20 protein-coding genes are annotated in these 15760 nt (G+C 38.2%); 19 read left to right on the forward strand and 1 reads right to left on the reverse strand.

The window, feature by feature from the left end:
• Positions 1 to 5 precede the first annotated feature (5 nt).
• From BLV53_RS13075 to BLV53_RS13145, 16 genes are all read left to right on the forward strand, one after another.
• Positions 6 to 2162: a beta-galactosidase gene (locus tag BLV53_RS13075; RefSeq protein WP_090301600.1), complete on the forward strand. Its 2157-nt coding sequence runs from the start codon at positions 6 to 8 to the stop codon at positions 2160 to 2162.
• Positions 2163 to 2334: 172 nt separating this feature from the next.
• Positions 2335 to 4434 carry a hypothetical protein gene (locus BLV53_RS13080; RefSeq protein WP_090301602.1) on the forward strand — a complete coding sequence of 700 codons (2100 nt, stop codon included), beginning with the start codon at positions 2335 to 2337 and terminating at the stop codon, positions 4432 to 4434.
• A 141-nt stretch (positions 4435 to 4575) separates the two neighbouring features.
• A complete protein-coding gene (locus tag BLV53_RS13085) occupies positions 4576 to 5055 on the forward strand; it encodes a MarR family winged helix-turn-helix transcriptional regulator (protein ID WP_090301604.1) in 480 nt (159 codons plus the stop codon).
• Positions 5052 to 5585, forward strand: a complete 534-nt coding sequence (locus BLV53_RS13090; protein WP_090301607.1) for a flavodoxin domain-containing protein — start codon at positions 5052 to 5054, stop codon at positions 5583 to 5585. Before BLV53_RS13085 ends, BLV53_RS13090 begins: the two co-directional genes overlap by 4 nt.
• A gap of 251 nt (positions 5586 to 5836) precedes the next feature.
• Positions 5837 to 6271 (forward strand): cytidine deaminase, encoded by a 435-nt coding sequence (locus tag BLV53_RS13095; protein WP_170830860.1) that lies wholly within the window; start codon positions 5837 to 5839, stop codon positions 6269 to 6271.
• Between the two features lie 97 nt (positions 6272 to 6368).
• Entirely contained in the window at positions 6369 to 7151 is a 783-nt protein-coding gene (locus tag BLV53_RS13100) for a class I SAM-dependent methyltransferase (protein ID WP_090301609.1), read from the forward strand.
• A gap of 31 nt (positions 7152 to 7182) precedes the next feature.
• Complete coding sequence (locus tag BLV53_RS13105; protein ID WP_090301611.1) at positions 7183 to 7707, forward strand: isochorismatase family protein; 525 nt, start codon at positions 7183 to 7185, stop codon at positions 7705 to 7707.
• Positions 7708 to 7865: 158 nt separating this feature from the next.
• Positions 7866 to 8378: a DJ-1/PfpI family protein gene (locus BLV53_RS13110; protein WP_090301613.1), complete on the forward strand. Its 513-nt coding sequence runs from the start codon at positions 7866 to 7868 to the stop codon at positions 8376 to 8378.
• A gap of 483 nt (positions 8379 to 8861) precedes the next feature.
• Positions 8862 to 9005 carry a hypothetical protein gene (locus BLV53_RS17075; RefSeq protein WP_170830861.1) on the forward strand — a complete coding sequence of 48 codons (144 nt, stop codon included), beginning with the start codon at positions 8862 to 8864 and terminating at the stop codon, positions 9003 to 9005.
• Between the two features lie 40 nt (positions 9006 to 9045).
• Complete coding sequence (locus tag BLV53_RS13115; RefSeq protein WP_090301615.1) at positions 9046 to 9570, forward strand: GNAT family N-acetyltransferase; 525 nt, start codon at positions 9046 to 9048, stop codon at positions 9568 to 9570.
• Positions 9571 to 9821: 251 nt separating this feature from the next.
• Positions 9822 to 10094 (forward strand): GNAT family N-acetyltransferase, encoded by a 273-nt coding sequence (locus tag BLV53_RS17370; protein ID WP_278335400.1) that lies wholly within the window; start codon positions 9822 to 9824, stop codon positions 10092 to 10094.
• A gap of 526 nt (positions 10095 to 10620) precedes the next feature.
• Positions 10621 to 11142, forward strand: coding sequence for a GNAT family N-acetyltransferase (locus BLV53_RS13125; protein ID WP_242879107.1), 522 nt, complete (start codon positions 10621 to 10623; stop codon positions 11140 to 11142).
• A gap of 95 nt (positions 11143 to 11237) precedes the next feature.
• Positions 11238 to 11918: a CPBP family intramembrane glutamic endopeptidase gene (locus BLV53_RS13130; protein WP_170830862.1), complete on the forward strand. Its 681-nt coding sequence runs from the start codon at positions 11238 to 11240 to the stop codon at positions 11916 to 11918.
• Positions 11912 to 12349: a GNAT family N-acetyltransferase gene (locus tag BLV53_RS13135; RefSeq protein ID WP_090301622.1), complete on the forward strand. Its 438-nt coding sequence runs from the start codon at positions 11912 to 11914 to the stop codon at positions 12347 to 12349. Before BLV53_RS13130 ends, BLV53_RS13135 begins: the two co-directional genes overlap by 7 nt.
• Before the next feature lie 13 nt (positions 12350 to 12362).
• Positions 12363 to 12683, forward strand: coding sequence for a flavodoxin family protein (locus BLV53_RS13140; RefSeq protein WP_090301624.1), 321 nt, complete (start codon positions 12363 to 12365; stop codon positions 12681 to 12683).
• A 14-nt stretch (positions 12684 to 12697) separates the two neighbouring features.
• Positions 12698 to 13537 carry a damage-control phosphatase ARMT1 family protein gene (locus tag BLV53_RS13145; RefSeq protein ID WP_090301627.1) on the forward strand — a complete coding sequence of 280 codons (840 nt, stop codon included), beginning with the start codon at positions 12698 to 12700 and terminating at the stop codon, positions 13535 to 13537.
• Positions 13538 to 13583: 46 nt separating this feature from the next.
• Here the strand turns inward: BLV53_RS13145 and BLV53_RS13150 are convergent, their stop codons facing one another.
• Positions 13584 to 13793 carry a DegV family protein gene (locus BLV53_RS13150; protein ID WP_330388372.1) on the reverse strand — a complete coding sequence of 70 codons (210 nt, stop codon included), beginning with the start codon at positions 13791 to 13793 and terminating at the stop codon, positions 13584 to 13586.
• 46 nt (positions 13794 to 13839) lie between these two features.
• On the opposite strand from BLV53_RS13150, the gene BLV53_RS17860 reads away from it, so the two are divergent.
• From BLV53_RS17860 to BLV53_RS13165, 3 genes are all read left to right on the forward strand, one after another.
• Positions 13840 to 13986, forward strand: a complete 147-nt coding sequence (locus BLV53_RS17860; protein ID WP_442960183.1) for a DUF6485 family protein — start codon at positions 13840 to 13842, stop codon at positions 13984 to 13986.
• A gap of 129 nt (positions 13987 to 14115) precedes the next feature.
• A complete protein-coding gene (locus BLV53_RS13160; protein ID WP_090301629.1) occupies positions 14116 to 15054 on the forward strand; it encodes an aldo/keto reductase in 939 nt (312 codons plus the stop codon).
• A 79-nt stretch (positions 15055 to 15133) separates the two neighbouring features.
• Positions 15134 to 15748 carry a TetR/AcrR family transcriptional regulator gene (locus tag BLV53_RS13165; RefSeq protein WP_090301631.1) on the forward strand — a complete coding sequence of 205 codons (615 nt, stop codon included), beginning with the start codon at positions 15134 to 15136 and terminating at the stop codon, positions 15746 to 15748.
• The last annotated feature ends 12 nt before the right edge of the window (positions 15749 to 15760 follow it).

Here is a 15760-nt window from a genome sequence, read left to right on the forward strand (position 1 = left end):
GAATAATGGAGCATAAGTTAGATTTTACTAGAGCAAGGCAACAGGAAATTCACAGTTTATCGGAAAAGTTTTTTGGTGTGAACCCAGCGGGGAAAGAACTGGGTTTCACCAATTATTACATGACTATTGATGGAAAGCCTTTCTTTGGGATTAGTGGTGAGTGCCATTTTTCGAGAGTGTCGGAAAGTCAGTGGGAGGACACAATTCTTAAAATGAAGGTTGGAGGAATTAATGTCATCTCTACCTATATTTTCTGGAATCATCATGAAGAAATTGAAGGGACATTCAGATTTGACGGAAGACGTAATCTTAGAAAATTTATAGAATTATGTGACAAGCATGGTATGTTTGTGATAATTCGTATGGGGCCCTTTGATCATGGTGAAATGCGAAATGGTGGGCTTCCAGATTGGTTATATGGAAAGCCTTTTGAGGTTCGTAGTTTAAATGATGGATTTCTTCATCATGTGAGACTTCTTTACAGAGCTATCAGTGAGCGGATTGACGGATTATTGTACAAGGACGGAGGTCCAATTATTGGCGCTCAGCTTGATAATGAGTACATGCATTCAGCAGCACCTTGGGAGATGACTACTGGAGTATCTAATGAATGGACCAATGGTGGAACCGATGGGGAAGAATATATGCTCGCCTTGAAAAAGATTGCTGTAGAAGAGGGAATTATAACACCTTTCTATACCTGTACAGGATGGGGCGGTGCTGCTACTCCATCGGAAGAAATGCTTCCACTATGGGGTGGTTATGCGTTTTGGCCATGGATGTTTTATGGCAAGCCAGACTACAGTCATCCTGCCACACCAGAGTATTTGTATAGAGATAATCATAATAATCAGGTGCCAGATACCTATAATTTTGAACCAAATTATAAGCCTGAAGATTTGCCCTATGCATGCTGTGAAATGGGTGGAGGAATGATTAATTTCTATAATTACAGATTTCAGCTCCCTTATGAATCAGTGGATGCAATGGCAAATATCAAAATTGCCAGCGGCTGTAATTTCCTAGGCTACTATATGTATCGAGGGGGAAGCAATCCAAAGGATTCCTTGGGCAATTATCTGAACGAGCATCAGTGTCCAAAGATTTCTTATGAATATCAGTCGCCGATTGGGGAGTTTGGACAGATTCGCCCTAGTTACCATAGATTACGAAGGATGCATTTGTTCGTAAAGCATTTTGGAACAAAACTAGCTGAAATGGTTACTATGCTGGCCGAGGATAATCAAAATCTTCATCCAACGAACACTGATACCCTTAGATATGCTACCAGGACAAATGGCAAAGAGGGGTTCCTGTTTATAAATAATTATCAGGATCATGTGATTTTAAGTAATAAGTCTAAAGAGAGAATAGCCGTTAAACTACCTGATAAAGAGATTGTTATTAATGATTTTGGAATTGCTTCAGGTGAAAATACAATTCTTCCAATCAACATGAATCTGGATGGACTTCTTTTAAGCTATGCTACGGTACAGCCTCTTTCACGAGTAGAGAAAGATAACGTAATTACGTATTATTTCTATGAAGTTCCTGGAATGAAACCAATGTATGCTTTTGCCGGTGAAGAAATAATTGAAGCTAAGCTAGGGGCAGATAAGTATTTTAGTAAGAAAGTTAATGATTCAGAAATAAGATTTATTACTTTGTCAGTTGAGGATAGTCTAAATTATTATGAGTTTGACACTGAAGCTGGAATAAAGGTTATCTTTTCTGAAAGTCCTGTTCTATTTGATGGGGAGAATTACACAGTAGAAAAGACTGATTTAAATCCTAGGGAAATAACAACAACTCAGTGTGGTCCTTCCCGATTTACCTTTATGGTTCCAAGTCTTAATGAGCAAGCTAAGGATTCGCTATTGAAGATTGAGTATAGTGGCGATATAGGGTCCCTCTTTAACGAAAAGGGAGAACTGCTTGCTGATAATTTCTCCAACGAAGCCATATGGGAAATCGGATTAAATGAAATAGGTGTTAAACCAGGCGAAATAATTACGCTGCTCATTACACCAAGAAAAGATGATGTTCTTGTAGATGTATCTTCCACTATGGCAGGTCGACTCGAAAAAACGGATGGGGTTCACTTTGAACTTCGGGGTATTACATTGGTGGAGACCATAGAAGAACGCTTAGTCACAATTTAATAACCAGCTTTACAATGAGATACTCGAATGGGGCTGTTAAAAAACTCCCCTAGATAGTGCCTGAAATCAAAACTTGGATTAGTGACACTTCTGTGATAAATAAGCTGCTATTATTAAATCAAACAAAAGAATATAACTTAATTAATCAGCAGTTTAGGAAAGGAGGCTCACTATGAGAAAAGGAAATTTCAAAGTTAGGGTACTATCGACAGGTATGGTTGTCATGATGATCATGACAACATTCACCCCACTTTTGTCACAGGCAGCTGGGCTTCCTGATGAAGAAACGACATTTACAGAACCGGCTGCTGAAGAAAAAACAACCGAAGAAAATCCAATCGATGAAGATTCACTCAAAGAAACAACAGAAGAAGTCATCGAAGAAACCAAATCAGAAGACATGCTTTTAGAAGAAACTCCAGCAGAAAATCCATCGGATGATGAAAACTCTTCAGAAACGGATGAAGTTAAGGACGACGATAAAAAAGCTGATGAAGAAAAATCTGAAGATGTGAAGCCAGAAGAAAAGAAGGTCGATGAAGAGAAGGCTGGAGAAGAGAAAAACGAAGAAAATAAAAAAGATAAAACTGATAAAGAGCTGGAAGAGGAATTAGAAAAAAAGAGATTAGAAGAGGATGAGTTAGAGAAAAAGAGATTAGAAGAAGAGGAGCTGAAGAAGAAGGAGTTAGAAAAAAAGAAGCAGCCTCCAAGACATGAAAGAATCTTCGCAGAAGTGAATGGAGAATACAGGGAGTTTATCATAGAAAGTCAGGCCGAAGACCTTGATACTCCTTGGAAGGATGAAAGCGGAAATGAATATACATGGGATTCCGACAATCTCTGCTGGAGAGATGGCAATGGTCACCTGTTTATGGTGGATAAGAATTATGTAGATCCACATTACGGAGAAATGTGCTACGGTGATTCAACCGACAGTATGGTTAGCACCAGCAAAAAAATAGCTCAGAACTCCATGAATTCTATGGTTGATATTATTTGTAAGCAGTGCCCTGAACTCGCTTTCATAGCTGGTCCGTTAAAGGCGATAATTGGAGAAATTTTTGGATTGGGTGGTTCTAAGGATGCGAATCAGGAAATAGTTGACAGATTAAAGGAAATTGACACTGAACTAAAACGCATCGAAAACGATCATAAATTTCATGTTGAGGATGCAACGGCAATGACCTCTATAGGCAAGCAATTCCAAAGCTTAAGAGATTCAATTGGTCCTTTAAAAGATAAATTAGGCGACAAACTAGATGATTATGAATCTGGAAGAATAACAAAGGAAGAATACAACAGACAAGTTGCTGCACTTTATGATTCTACTGAATATGGAGCAGTTAAGTTGGCATTAGCGGGAGCAACAAACGCATTTTTCCAAGAGACCGATTATACAATAGACAAAATTTCAATTTTCGACGCAGCCTATAATCTACAGTGTAATCACGTAATGTTTTCCGGTGAGTCAATCGACAAAGTGACGCCATATCTTATTCGCCAGCTTTCTACATATTTTCAAGCATACGGTTTGGTAAATACAGTTTTGGATTGCTGCGAAGCCACAACAGTAGTAGGCTCAGTGAAACAAAGTCGTAAAACGATGCTGGAAAATACTGGAGGAGTTTTTGATGGAGCTTTCGACTCCAGCAGACCAGGTGTCTTTGGTGAGTATGAAAAGTTTTTCAACAGAAACAGGTATGTATTTGTAGACCAGACGTCAGATACAAGCAGACATGTGGCTTTATCACAAGAGATATACGTCATAATGGATTATGAAACCTATAGCAGCAATGGAAAAATGAGGTTAAATGATGCAGTACCACAGCAAAAAAACTTTCCATTAAGTGAAGAACAAATGAAGAGATTAGCTAACTATGCTAATGCTAGAAATACAACAATATACAGTATACTTCTTGATGATGTTCATTTTAAGCTTAGCATTCTACCAAATAGTTCTTTGTGGAAAAGACTTAGCAATGGTGCAAGTGGAAAAATAGATGAAAACTTTACAACACATCATTTACATCGCGGCGATGTAACAATGAAAGAACAATTTAGAAATAGTGAAGTAGTGTACATGCCGTATGGTCCTCAGGATTTCATTTATAAAACCTATTACAGCAGCGGATATTGCGCACCACCTTATGATTACACAATGCAGGCTATAAGAATTAACAAAACAGGTACATCAGGTGAAACCATTAAACTGGTAGGTACACATGGAACCGGATTCATCAATCCTCATATGTTCTTCTTCCAAAAACAATAAGCGTAGCAAAGTCTAAAACAAAAAGGAGGCTCACCATAACTGGCCGAGCCTCCTTTTTGTTGGAAAAAGTTGACAAAGAATAGGTAATATATTACATTATTCATATAGGTAACATATTACTTAATTTGAAGAGGGACGAATATGAATTACGATGAAGTGATGAATATCGATAAGGTGCAGTTTGGGGATATGCCTCCACAGCCTTTTCTGCTGGGACTACTCAGTGCATTTGATAACAGATACCAGGCTGCGGCTGATGCATATTTCAAGGAAATCACCTGGAAGCAGTTTTTTGCCATAATCTGCATCAACTTATGTAAGGAGCCACCCACACTCAATGAACTATCAGATGTTATGGGCAGCTCCCATCAGAATGTGAAGCAGATTTTACTGAAGCTGGAGAAAAAGGGTTTTGTCTCCACCAGCCCTGATGAAAAGGACAAGCGAAAGCAGCGAATATTCGTCACAGATAAATGCAACGAGTTCTTGGAGAAAAACGATAATAACGGTCAGCAAAGTCTCTACATCATCGGACGCATCTTTGACGGAATCGATGATAAGAGTCTACAAACAACCATACAAACAATCATGAAAATGGAAAGGAATCTAAGTGAGTTATGAAAACATTAATTATTTACACATCACAGACAGGTTTTACGAGGAGATATGCACAGTGGCTTGCAGACAGGATGAATGGTGATCTTCTTGAATTTAAGGATGCTCAGAAGAAAAGCGACGATTTCTTTGCAGGCTATGATGCCATCTGCTATGGTGGTTGGGCTATGGCGGGTAATATCGTTAAGGGGAAATGGTTCCTAGGGAAGGCGGCTAATTGGAAGAATAAGCGCCTTGCCATGTTTTGCGTAGGCGGCAGCCCAAATGACAACCCAGATATTGCAGTTTTTCTTCAAAACACCCTTACAGAAGAGCAGAAGAAATACCTGAAATTATTCTACTGCCAGGGTGGCTTTAATTACGAAAAGATGAAGGCTCCATCAAGGCTTGCAATGAAGATGTTTGTCTCTGCCCTTAGAAAGAAAAAGGATGCCACTGAAGAAGAAAAGATGGCGATTGAGAAGATGTCTTCTTCCTATGATATTTCTGATATAAAGTATATAGAACCGATTGTTGAGTACCTTGAAGCAAATTAGATATTGTTTAGTATGAACCAGACCCAAATCTATTGGATGAGGGCCTGGTTTTGTTCTATATAAGAAAGGCCTAGGGTTGAATTACTTCTTCACAATATATATAATGTGTAGCATATTGGATAGAACTTGCACTGTGAGAAAGGGCGGAATTTAGTTTATGAATATGAAACTAAGAGGTGCTAAATAGTGTGCAGACCTTAATTTTTTAGTTACATGATGTAGAGCAAACTATTTAATTAAGGAGATTCACAATGAGAAATATAATCGTAGAACAGGAAATGTACCGTTTGGCAGTTGAGTTGATTGAGAAAAGATACCCAGAGGGATGGGGTGGCGCTGGAGTCGTCCATACTTCTGAAAATCACTATTACACCAGTGTGTCAAATGATACGGCTAATTCAGCAGCGTGCTTATGTATTGAGACTGGGGCGATGCTTGAAGCTCATAAATATAATGAGAAAGTGACACATTGTATGTGTGTTGTCAGGGATGATGAAGACTCGGAGTTCAGAGTTTTATCACCATGCGGCATTTGCCAGGAGAGACTTAGATATTGGGGCACTGATGTCCAGGTCGCAGTTACAACCAGGGATAATCAACTTAAGTTTGTGGAATTAGCAAAACTACAACCATTTCATTGGACGGATGCTTATCCGGCCGACGAGTTAGAGCATTGGGAAGAATAAAATGCAATTATAAAGCTGATGGTTTTTGCAAGAACATAAATGCAGAAGCTGTCAGCTTTTGTGTTAGAAAGATAAGAAGTAACTTTATGGGGGACTTATGAATTATCTTGAGGAATACTACAACAATTATGATGAAGAAGGTCGCCTCCTCTCCAAGCATGGGCAGGTGGAATATCTGACCACGATGAAATATATAAAAGAATGTCTGGAAGGTATTTCCGAGCCAAACATTCTTGAAGTGGGAGCGGGTACAGGACGTTATAGTGTAACACTGGCAAAGCAGGGACTTAAAGTAACAGCGGTTGAATTGATTAAGCATAATCTGGATATTCTGAAGTCCAAATTGGACGGCACAGAACCAATCAATGCCATTCAGGGGAATGCGCTTGATTTGTCTATGTTCGAAGATGATACATTTGACATGACGATGCTGCTTGGTCCAATGTATCACCTATTTACCCGTGAAGATAAACTGAAAGCCCTTGGTGAGGCGGTAAGAGTTACAAAGCCAGGCGGATTTATTCTGGTTGCGTATTGTATGAATGAGCCAACGGTCGTTCAGTTTTGTTTTGGAGCGGACAATCTACAGAGGGTTTTAGAAGAGAATCTGCTTACCAGCGATTGGCACTGTAAAAGTGAACCAAAGGAAAGATTTGAATTGGTAAGAATTGAGGATATCGAATCTTACAATGCGGAGTTTCCAATCAAAAGAGTAAAGCTTGTTGCAAGTGATGGTGCCACCAATTACATGCGCCCAAAGATTGATTCAATGGATGATGATACATTTGCGAAGTGGGTGGACTATCATTTCACAATATGTGAGCGACAGGATTTGATTGGTGCGTCCCACCATACGCTGGATATATTGAGGAAAGAGTGACCAATTCAAGAGAAGAATAATGGAGGCATAAATGGTTTTACTAGTCATTGATGTACAAAAAGGTATTACAGACAGTAGATTATATAATTTTGAAGGCTTTTTGAGAGATGCCAGGAAAATTATTGACGCTGTAAGAACAAATAATGTTGAGGTTATATATGTTCAACATGATGATGGACCTGGAACAGGTTTTTCTGTAGGTGATGTTGATTTTGAAATAGCAGACCAGGTGGCACCAGCAGAGTCTGACAAGATTTATTATAAGACTATCAACAGCTGCTTTGGGAATAAGGCATTGGCTCAATACTTACAGGCACAGGAAGATAAGCGATTAATGATAGTTGGCTTACAAACTAATTTCTGTATTGATGCATCAGTAAAATCTGCATTTGAAAGAGGCTTCCAGGTGATTATTCCAGTAGGAACAAATTCTACCTTTGACAATGATTACATGGATGGCGAGACGACATACAGATACTACAACGAAATGATGTGGCCTGAAAGATTTGCGCAGTGTGTGTCTGTTGAAGAGGCCATAGCTATAATGGAGAATTGAGTATAATTCGCTGATAGTTTTAAATAATTATATTTTAGAGGACATAATGGAACGGTATTTACAAGAATCTTGGAAGACATTTAATGAATCATAATGTGAAAAAAATTAGAAATAGGTAATTAGAGGTTAATATTTTTTCAACTTGAAGGGACCATATTATGAAAACAGTTGTATTGTTATATGAAACTTGTTGTATATATGAAATCGTTATCACCAATTATTTTCTTCAGTACTGCGGACATGAATTGGTCTTTGCTACTATAGATGGTAAGCCAGTTACTGCTCAGGAGAAATTCTCTTTGAATGCAACTTGTGCTTTAAAAGATATTGATCCCAAAGAGGTAGAACTGCTTCTAGTACCAGGCGGAGATATTTCATCAATTGCAAATGAAGAAGTATATTCATTTATCCGAGCTGTAGCGGCTAATATGCAGTTGGTTGCTGGAATATGTAACGGTGTGGATGAATTGGATAATGCTGGAATTCTTGAAGGTATAGATTCTACCCATTCACTTAAGGATGACCTTGTTGTAGGAGAGCACGTAATCACTGCAAGAGCCAACATGTACGTGGACATGGCGATAGCTATTGGAAAGAAAATGAATCTTTTTGTAGATGAAGCTGATTTGCAGGAAACAATTGATTTTTGGAAGTTTTATAAGGGTTTTTAGTGATGCGAGCACGCGGATTTGAAGTTCTTTTGGAATCGCGTGCCGGTTATGAGTGGCCCATACACGCGGATTTCAATTTAGTACAAAGGCGCGTGTAGGGAAAATGTGGATTTGACACGCGAATTTTAAGTTTGTCAGAATGCGCGTGTAGGCTTTAGCGGCTGTGAGCACGCGATTTTAACATTTTGAATTAATGGCGTGTCAGATATCAGGAAAAAAATAGAAATTTAAGGAAATCTATACACGCGGAATGGGCAATCTTTCATTAACGCGTGTCTTACAAAGCAAAAGTAAGCACGCGGAAACAGGAAAAGACTAATAACGCGTGTCAATTCAGGAAAACCTTACACGCGGAATTTGGAAAAAGTCAATGCCGCGTGTCTAATGGTGGAAAACGCGACACGCGGATTGCTGCAAATCGTGAATACGCGTGTAAGTCTGAATTTGTTGAATAGTTTAGCTACAATAGGAGGGACATAAAAAATGAATAAAGTAAAAACAGTAAAGGTTGCACTATATATAAGCGCTATACTTTTTTTAATAGCGGCTATTAGATCTGGGTATAGTGGAAATGCAGCTATAGCTTGCGGATGTCTTGTTCTGGCTGTTCTTCAAAAAGAAAAATAGAAAATTTTAGTGTTAATTCAAATTAGCATGGTGGAAACCTATGACAATAAAAGAGCTAGATTATAAGGAATTTAAAAACAAGAAATATCATGCGGATATCAAAACATACAGGGTGCTATCCATAGAGCCATCAGAGCAAGGTTTTTCTCTGAAATGGACCCAACTGGATGAAGAAATAGTGATGCCATTAGATGATGATATCTTTTCTGACTGGCTTGAAAATCCAAAGGCTTTTGGAGCATATGAAGGCAATAGTCTCGTTGGCCTTGTGGAGGGATTTTTGGAGCAGTGGAATAACAGATATCGTATAACCAATATTTGTGTTTTTGATGACTCTAATCGCAGAGCGGGTGTGGGAACAGCATTACTAGAGCATATTTTACAAGAAGCCAAGACCAGTGGTGCAAGAATGGCTGTATTAGAAACTCAGAGTTTTAATCATACGGCAATTGAGTTTTACAAAAAGCATGGTTTTGAAATTATTGGCTTTGATAGATATGCATACTCAAATAAAGGCCCTGAAGAAAATAATATGAGAATCGAGATGGGCGCAAAATTGGTGTAGAACAGGGGTAAATTAGTGTATTTGAACCGGCTTCTGCATAAGTGATATAGAATGATTCAATAACTAGTTAGGGACATACAATATGATAAGAAAAGCAGAGAAAAAAAGATTTATCCAGGATTGCGGAGATTCTGGTTTTTGTAAAAAGAGTAAAGTACAGAGCGATATTTCAAAATGATGCAGTCTCATTTGGTGATTTACAGGTAATCAAAGTTGTAGAGGAATATGATAAACCCGAAATTCTTGATAACATTTGGGTAGATGATGATGGCATCGTTAAGGGGATGATTCACATAGAAGGCAATCAGATTGCAGAACTTTATGTGGATTACTTTTTCTGGAATCAGGGGATTGGTGCAAAACTAATTGAGTTCGCTAAGGATGAATATGATGTTTCTTTTCTGTGGACCTTGGAAAAGATCACTGATGCAATAAGGTTTTATGAGTCCCATGGATTTACATTAAATGGGCAAAGAAAATTTGAGGAAGGTACTACTGAATATCTGGTTATGTTGGAGAGATAACTTCAGATTTTGACGCAGTTTACGGAATTTTTAGTGATTATGAGCCGATATTACGTAGTTGTATTTCTTATTTTGTAATTGATTACGGAATAGTCAACAGATAGTGGCCTTTGTTCCGTAGGATTTTAGTTATTGCCTTGATTTGGAATGAGCGAATGTAGGAATTCCTACGGTAATTAGCGAGAAAACATGCATTATTCCGTAACTGATTCATAATTTAGAAATTTGGCTACGGAAAAATAAGAGAAAAAACTACGATGTTCCGTAAATCAAAGATTTATAGTCAGTAAAGATAATTTCTTGACATAAGTAGATATGACATATTTTAAAGCAGTAAATAAGAAAATCGAGATTTTGAGGAGCTAGCATATGATAAATTTAAGTTTTGTAAATATACTATGGACGATTTTTAATATTGCACTATGGATTATAATTATAGCGCTGATTGTTAGATTTGTTATTAAGCAAATAAAGAAATAATCAACTTCAGATTTGCAAAAAATTAAATTGCGGGATTAGGGATTAAATGGAACAGAGAATAATATTGGAAACAGAAAGATTGTTTCTTAGAGAAATGACTATGGATGATTTTGATGCATTATATAAAGTCCTTGCGGATAGGGATATCATGCAATATTATCCATATACTTTTGACGAGAAGAGAGTCAGAGATTGGATTGAAAGAAATATGAACCGGTACCAGGAAAATGGCTTTGGGCTATGGGCTGTATGCTTGAAAGATACCTGTGAAATGATTGGAGATTGCGGATTAACACTTCAGAATATTGAGGGGGAGATGCTCCCTGAGATTGGTTATCACATTCGCGCTGATTATCAGCGTAAGGGTTATGCCAAGGAAGCGGCAGCTGCTGTTAGAGACTGGGCATTTGCTAACACGGATTACCCAGCACTTTATTCATATTGCAAATATACCAATGTGGGTTCCTATAAGACGGCAGAATCCATAGGCATGCATTTTGAGAAGGAATATCCCGACCCTGATAATAAAATAACTCATGTGTCGGTAATCTTTCGCGATGGTCGCTAATATAAATAGATAGGTGAGGATTTAGATTGAGCAAGGTAAGTAAACAATTTTTAATATATACATTTATGATAATGGGTATATGCTGGGGAACCTGTATGATTTGCAGTTTAAATGGTCTTTCCTTAAAAAGGGACTATTTCTTGTATATTCCATATATGCTTGGTGGTTGGTCGCCCACCATCGCGTCGTACATTGTCTTAAAGAAAAATGGCAGAGTGAATAATTTCAAGGAATGGCTGAAAAATGTGTTTGATTTCAACCATGGATTAAAGGCATATTTGCTGGTGGTACTTTTGGCAGTTTTATATGTATTGCCCCAGTGTATTGTTTCAGGCTATGAGAAAGGTGAACCAATTTACATAATGTTTCTTGCGATACCACTGATGCTATTGGGTGGAGGTCTGGAAGAAGCTGGATGGCGCTATATTCTTCAACCTGAACTGGAAGAAAAATGTCATTATCTTGTGGCAACAATTATAGTCGCGCTAATATGGTGGCTATGGCATTTCCCTTTGTTCCACATAAGTGGTGTGGGACAGGAAGGCCAGAACTACCTCGCCTTTGGATTTGGCGTCTTTGGAATGTCATTTGCATTGGCCTGCGTCAGAAAATGTACTAAGAGCGTGGGGCTATGTGTTTTGTTGCATTGTTTGGTTAATGCTTCAGGAGCAAGCTTCAAAATCAATGATACTATTGTAGGTAATGCTGTGATGGCTGCAGTTATGATTATTATCACATTGCCTATCGTATATACGAATAAGGAGAAACAATGTTAGAAGTAAAATGTTCAGAGGATTATGCTGTAATTAAAGATTTGTTCACTGAGTATTCGCAGATAAAAGGTGCGGAGGGATGCTTTGTTTCTTTTGATAAAGAGTTAACAGATTTAAAAGGGTTTTACAAAGATGGAGCAATTCTTGTTGGATATGAAGATGGTGAACCTGTAGGCTGTATAGCGATTAGGAAAATAGATGTAAAGACATGCGAAGGTAAGAGACTATTTATAAAACCAGAATATCGTGGTAAAGGCTATGCAAGGATTCTACTTAATTCAATGCTGGAACAGGCGCGCAGTCTGGGTTACGAACTATTCACATTTACTACTAAGCCAGATGTAATGAAAACAGCCTATGAATTATATAAACGAATGAATTTTGAAGAAACAGGATTTAATGATGGAGTTGTCTCAATGAGAATGTCATTGTAGTAAGCAAGAAGAAATTAGAGCTCAGGCAAGACCTGGTATTGAACCAATAGACGTTTCCAACTACGATTCAATAATTCTTATTTATTCATTATGGTGGGGCTCTATCCCAATGCCTGTGGCAACTTTTTTGGAGAACAATGACTTCGACGGAAAGACAATCTATCTAATCATAACCCATGGAAATAGTGGATACGGAAATACGATATCAGAGATAGAGGAGCTTTGCCCAACTGCAGAAGTTGTACCAGGAGCTAGCATCTATTGCGAGGATATCCCTGATGCAGGAGACCAGCTGGCAGAGTTGATAAATAGTTGGAATATGGGAAATAAATAGTTTGGAGGATAATAATGAAATTTAGCGATAGCTGTGCAAAGTGTATGTATGACAGACAGATGGCGAAGACGGACAACGAGGCATACTTGTCAGAAGTGAAGGCTGTTCTTGATAATAGAACGGAAGATGTGACCAGCCCACAACTTGTGGCAGAGTTTAACAAGATACATGAGAAGTATCTAGGTCCTCTTCCAGACTTCAAGGAAGAAAAGAAAAAATACAATGATCTGGTTCTTTCAATGGAAGCAGATTTGCGTAAAGAAATTGAGGAGAACTCAGATCCGCTTGCAACAGCTATTGTAATGTCGAGGATTGGAAACTACATTGACTTTGCTGCCTTGGATAAAGTTGATACAGAAACTTTTCTTAAACTCTTTGAAGATAAAAAAATGCGTCCAGAGGAAGAGGAGACCTATAAATCTTTTTGCAGCCAGTGTTCAAAAGCAAAATCCTTTTTATTGTTAACAGATAACTGTGGAGAGATTGTTTTAGACAAGCTTCTCTTGGAGCAGCTAAAGAAAAGCTACCCAAACATAAATGTTACTGTCATGGTCAGAGGCGGAGATGTATCTAATGATGCTACGCTTGATGATGCAAGATATGTTGGCATAGAAAATGTAGCAAGAGTCATAACCAATGGCGACAAAATCGCGGGTACAGTTTATTCTATGTTGTCAGAAGAAGCAAAGCAGGCTGTGGACACAGCTGATGTGATTTTCTCGAAGGGCCAGGCAAATTATGAATCCTTTGCTGGAGAAGGAAGACACGCCTTTTTTATATTTCTATGTAAATGCAATCTCTTTATAAATCGATTCAATGTTCCTAAGTTAACAGGGATGTTCATAGAAGAGTGAATCAGTGCAAAACAGACCTGATTCTGTGAAGATGAGGGTCTGTTTTTTATTTGGTGATAATATCATAACAGATAGTAGAAGAAACAGCTTTAACGATATCTTTTGCATCTTTACCAGAGGCTGCTAATTCTGCAGCATAGAGTACTTGTAGTCCAATACCAGTCGATAGATTAGCAGAGTCTATTACATGCACTCGATTTTCCATCTCTAAGTCTTCAGCAGCAAGTCGCATATTATTGTAGCACACAGACACCACCTGTCCTTGTCATCCTTCAAATCACGACAACGGATGCACTCCCTGCATAGCAAAAAATCTAGCACAACGAGAAATTCCAAGCTGCTTTTTTAAGAAAGTTGGTGGCGAAAAGCCAACCAAAGACTGGTATTTTGAAGATTTTGCGAAATCCCAAGGTACGGATTTCGCGAAGGCTCTTGATGGGCCGTTTTAGTTTAAAACATATTTTTGCTCAAGCTAATATGTTTTATTTTTTTATTAAATATCAGTTGACACAGTGTCAAGATGGTGATATGATGCAATCATCAATTGACACGATGTCAACAGAAAGGAGTACAGAAAAATGACAAAAGCATTACCTAAGATCGCACTTGGTGCATGGGCATGGGGCAATGATGGAACATTTGGTGGAAGCTTAACAGCTGATTCTCTTAAACCTATATTTGATGCTGCTATGAATAAGGGACTGAATCTCTGGGATACAGCATATGTATATGGTATGGGAACATCGGAAAAGACTTTGGGAAGCTTTCTAAAAGGTCTTCCAAGAGATTCATATATCATATCAGACAAATTAACCCCTCAGTGTATGGATTATTCTTCTAAAACACCAGTTGAGGATATGCTGGATATTGAATATAAGATGCTTGGCATTGATAGTATGGATATATACTGGGTGCATAATCCTGTAGACGCACCAAAGTGGATTACAGAAGTAGCGAAGCACTTTGAGGGTAAGAATAACGTTCCTGTAATAGGTGTTTCAAATCATAATCTTGCTGAGATAAAAGAAGCTGACAGAATCTTAAAAGAGTATGGTCTTAGACTTGGTGCAGTACAGAATCACTACAGCTTACTAAATAGATCATCAGAGGATTCTGGTATCGTTGATTATTGCAAAGAGAATGGCATTCAGTTCTGGGCATACATGGTTCTTGAGCAGGGAGCTCTTTCAGGAAAATATGATACTAAGCATCCGATGCCTGCAGGCTCAGGAAGGGCAGAGACTTATAATCCTGTACTTGATAAACTTGAGATCATGAACGCAAAGCTTAAGGAAGTGGCAGATAAGTACAATGTAGCTCCGGCACAGATTCCCGTTGCATGGGCGATTGCAAAAGGGGCATTACCTATTATCGGTGTTACAAAGGTCAGCCATGTTGAGGATGCTGTGAAAGCCTGCAATGTAGAGCTTACCCAGGATGAAATAAAGGTACTTGAGAATACAGCAGATAGTCTGGAGTTGAATCTTATCCGTATGTGGGAAAAGAAGATGGAATAATTTTTTTACCCTGCGATTGACTGCGTGTCAACCAGACGATAATATAAAAGTATTGATACACAGTTTAAGGAGAAAAAACATGGCAGTAGAAAATAAAGAGACAATTGATAAAAGAAGAGAGGAAATAATGGATGCCTGTGAGAAGCTTTATGAAACAATGGGCTTTCAGAGCATTAACATAAAGGTTATTAGCACAGAGACCAGCTTTTCCAGACCTTCCATATACAATTATTTCCAGACTAAGGAAGAAATCTTTTTAGGACTTTTGACCCGTGAATATATGAAGTGGAATGAAGCTCTTAAAAACATTATCGGAAGAAACGCTGATATGGATAAAGATTCCTTGGCGCAAGCAATAGCAAAATCTATGGAAGAACGTAAGACACTTCTGAAAATTTCTGCCATGAATCTGTATGAGATAGAGGAAAATAGTAGGGAAGAACTTCTTGTTGACTACAAGAGAACTTTCAAGAATTCGATAGAACTTTTTGATGAATGCTTAAAAAAACACCTTAAGGTGTCTGATCAAAAGAGCGAACAGATACGATATGCATTCTTCCCATATATGTATGGAATCTATCCATACTCATATCCTACAGATAAACAGATATCTGCAATGGATGAGGTAAAGCTCTCTCATATGGATACGACAATTTATGAAATGACGTATCAGTTTTTGACGCTGATTTTATGATTTAAGAAAGAA

The sequence above is a fragment of the Pseudobutyrivibrio sp. ACV-2 genome (genome assembly GCF_900107545.1).
Taxonomy (GTDB): domain Bacteria; phylum Bacillota; class Clostridia; order Lachnospirales; family Lachnospiraceae; genus Pseudobutyrivibrio.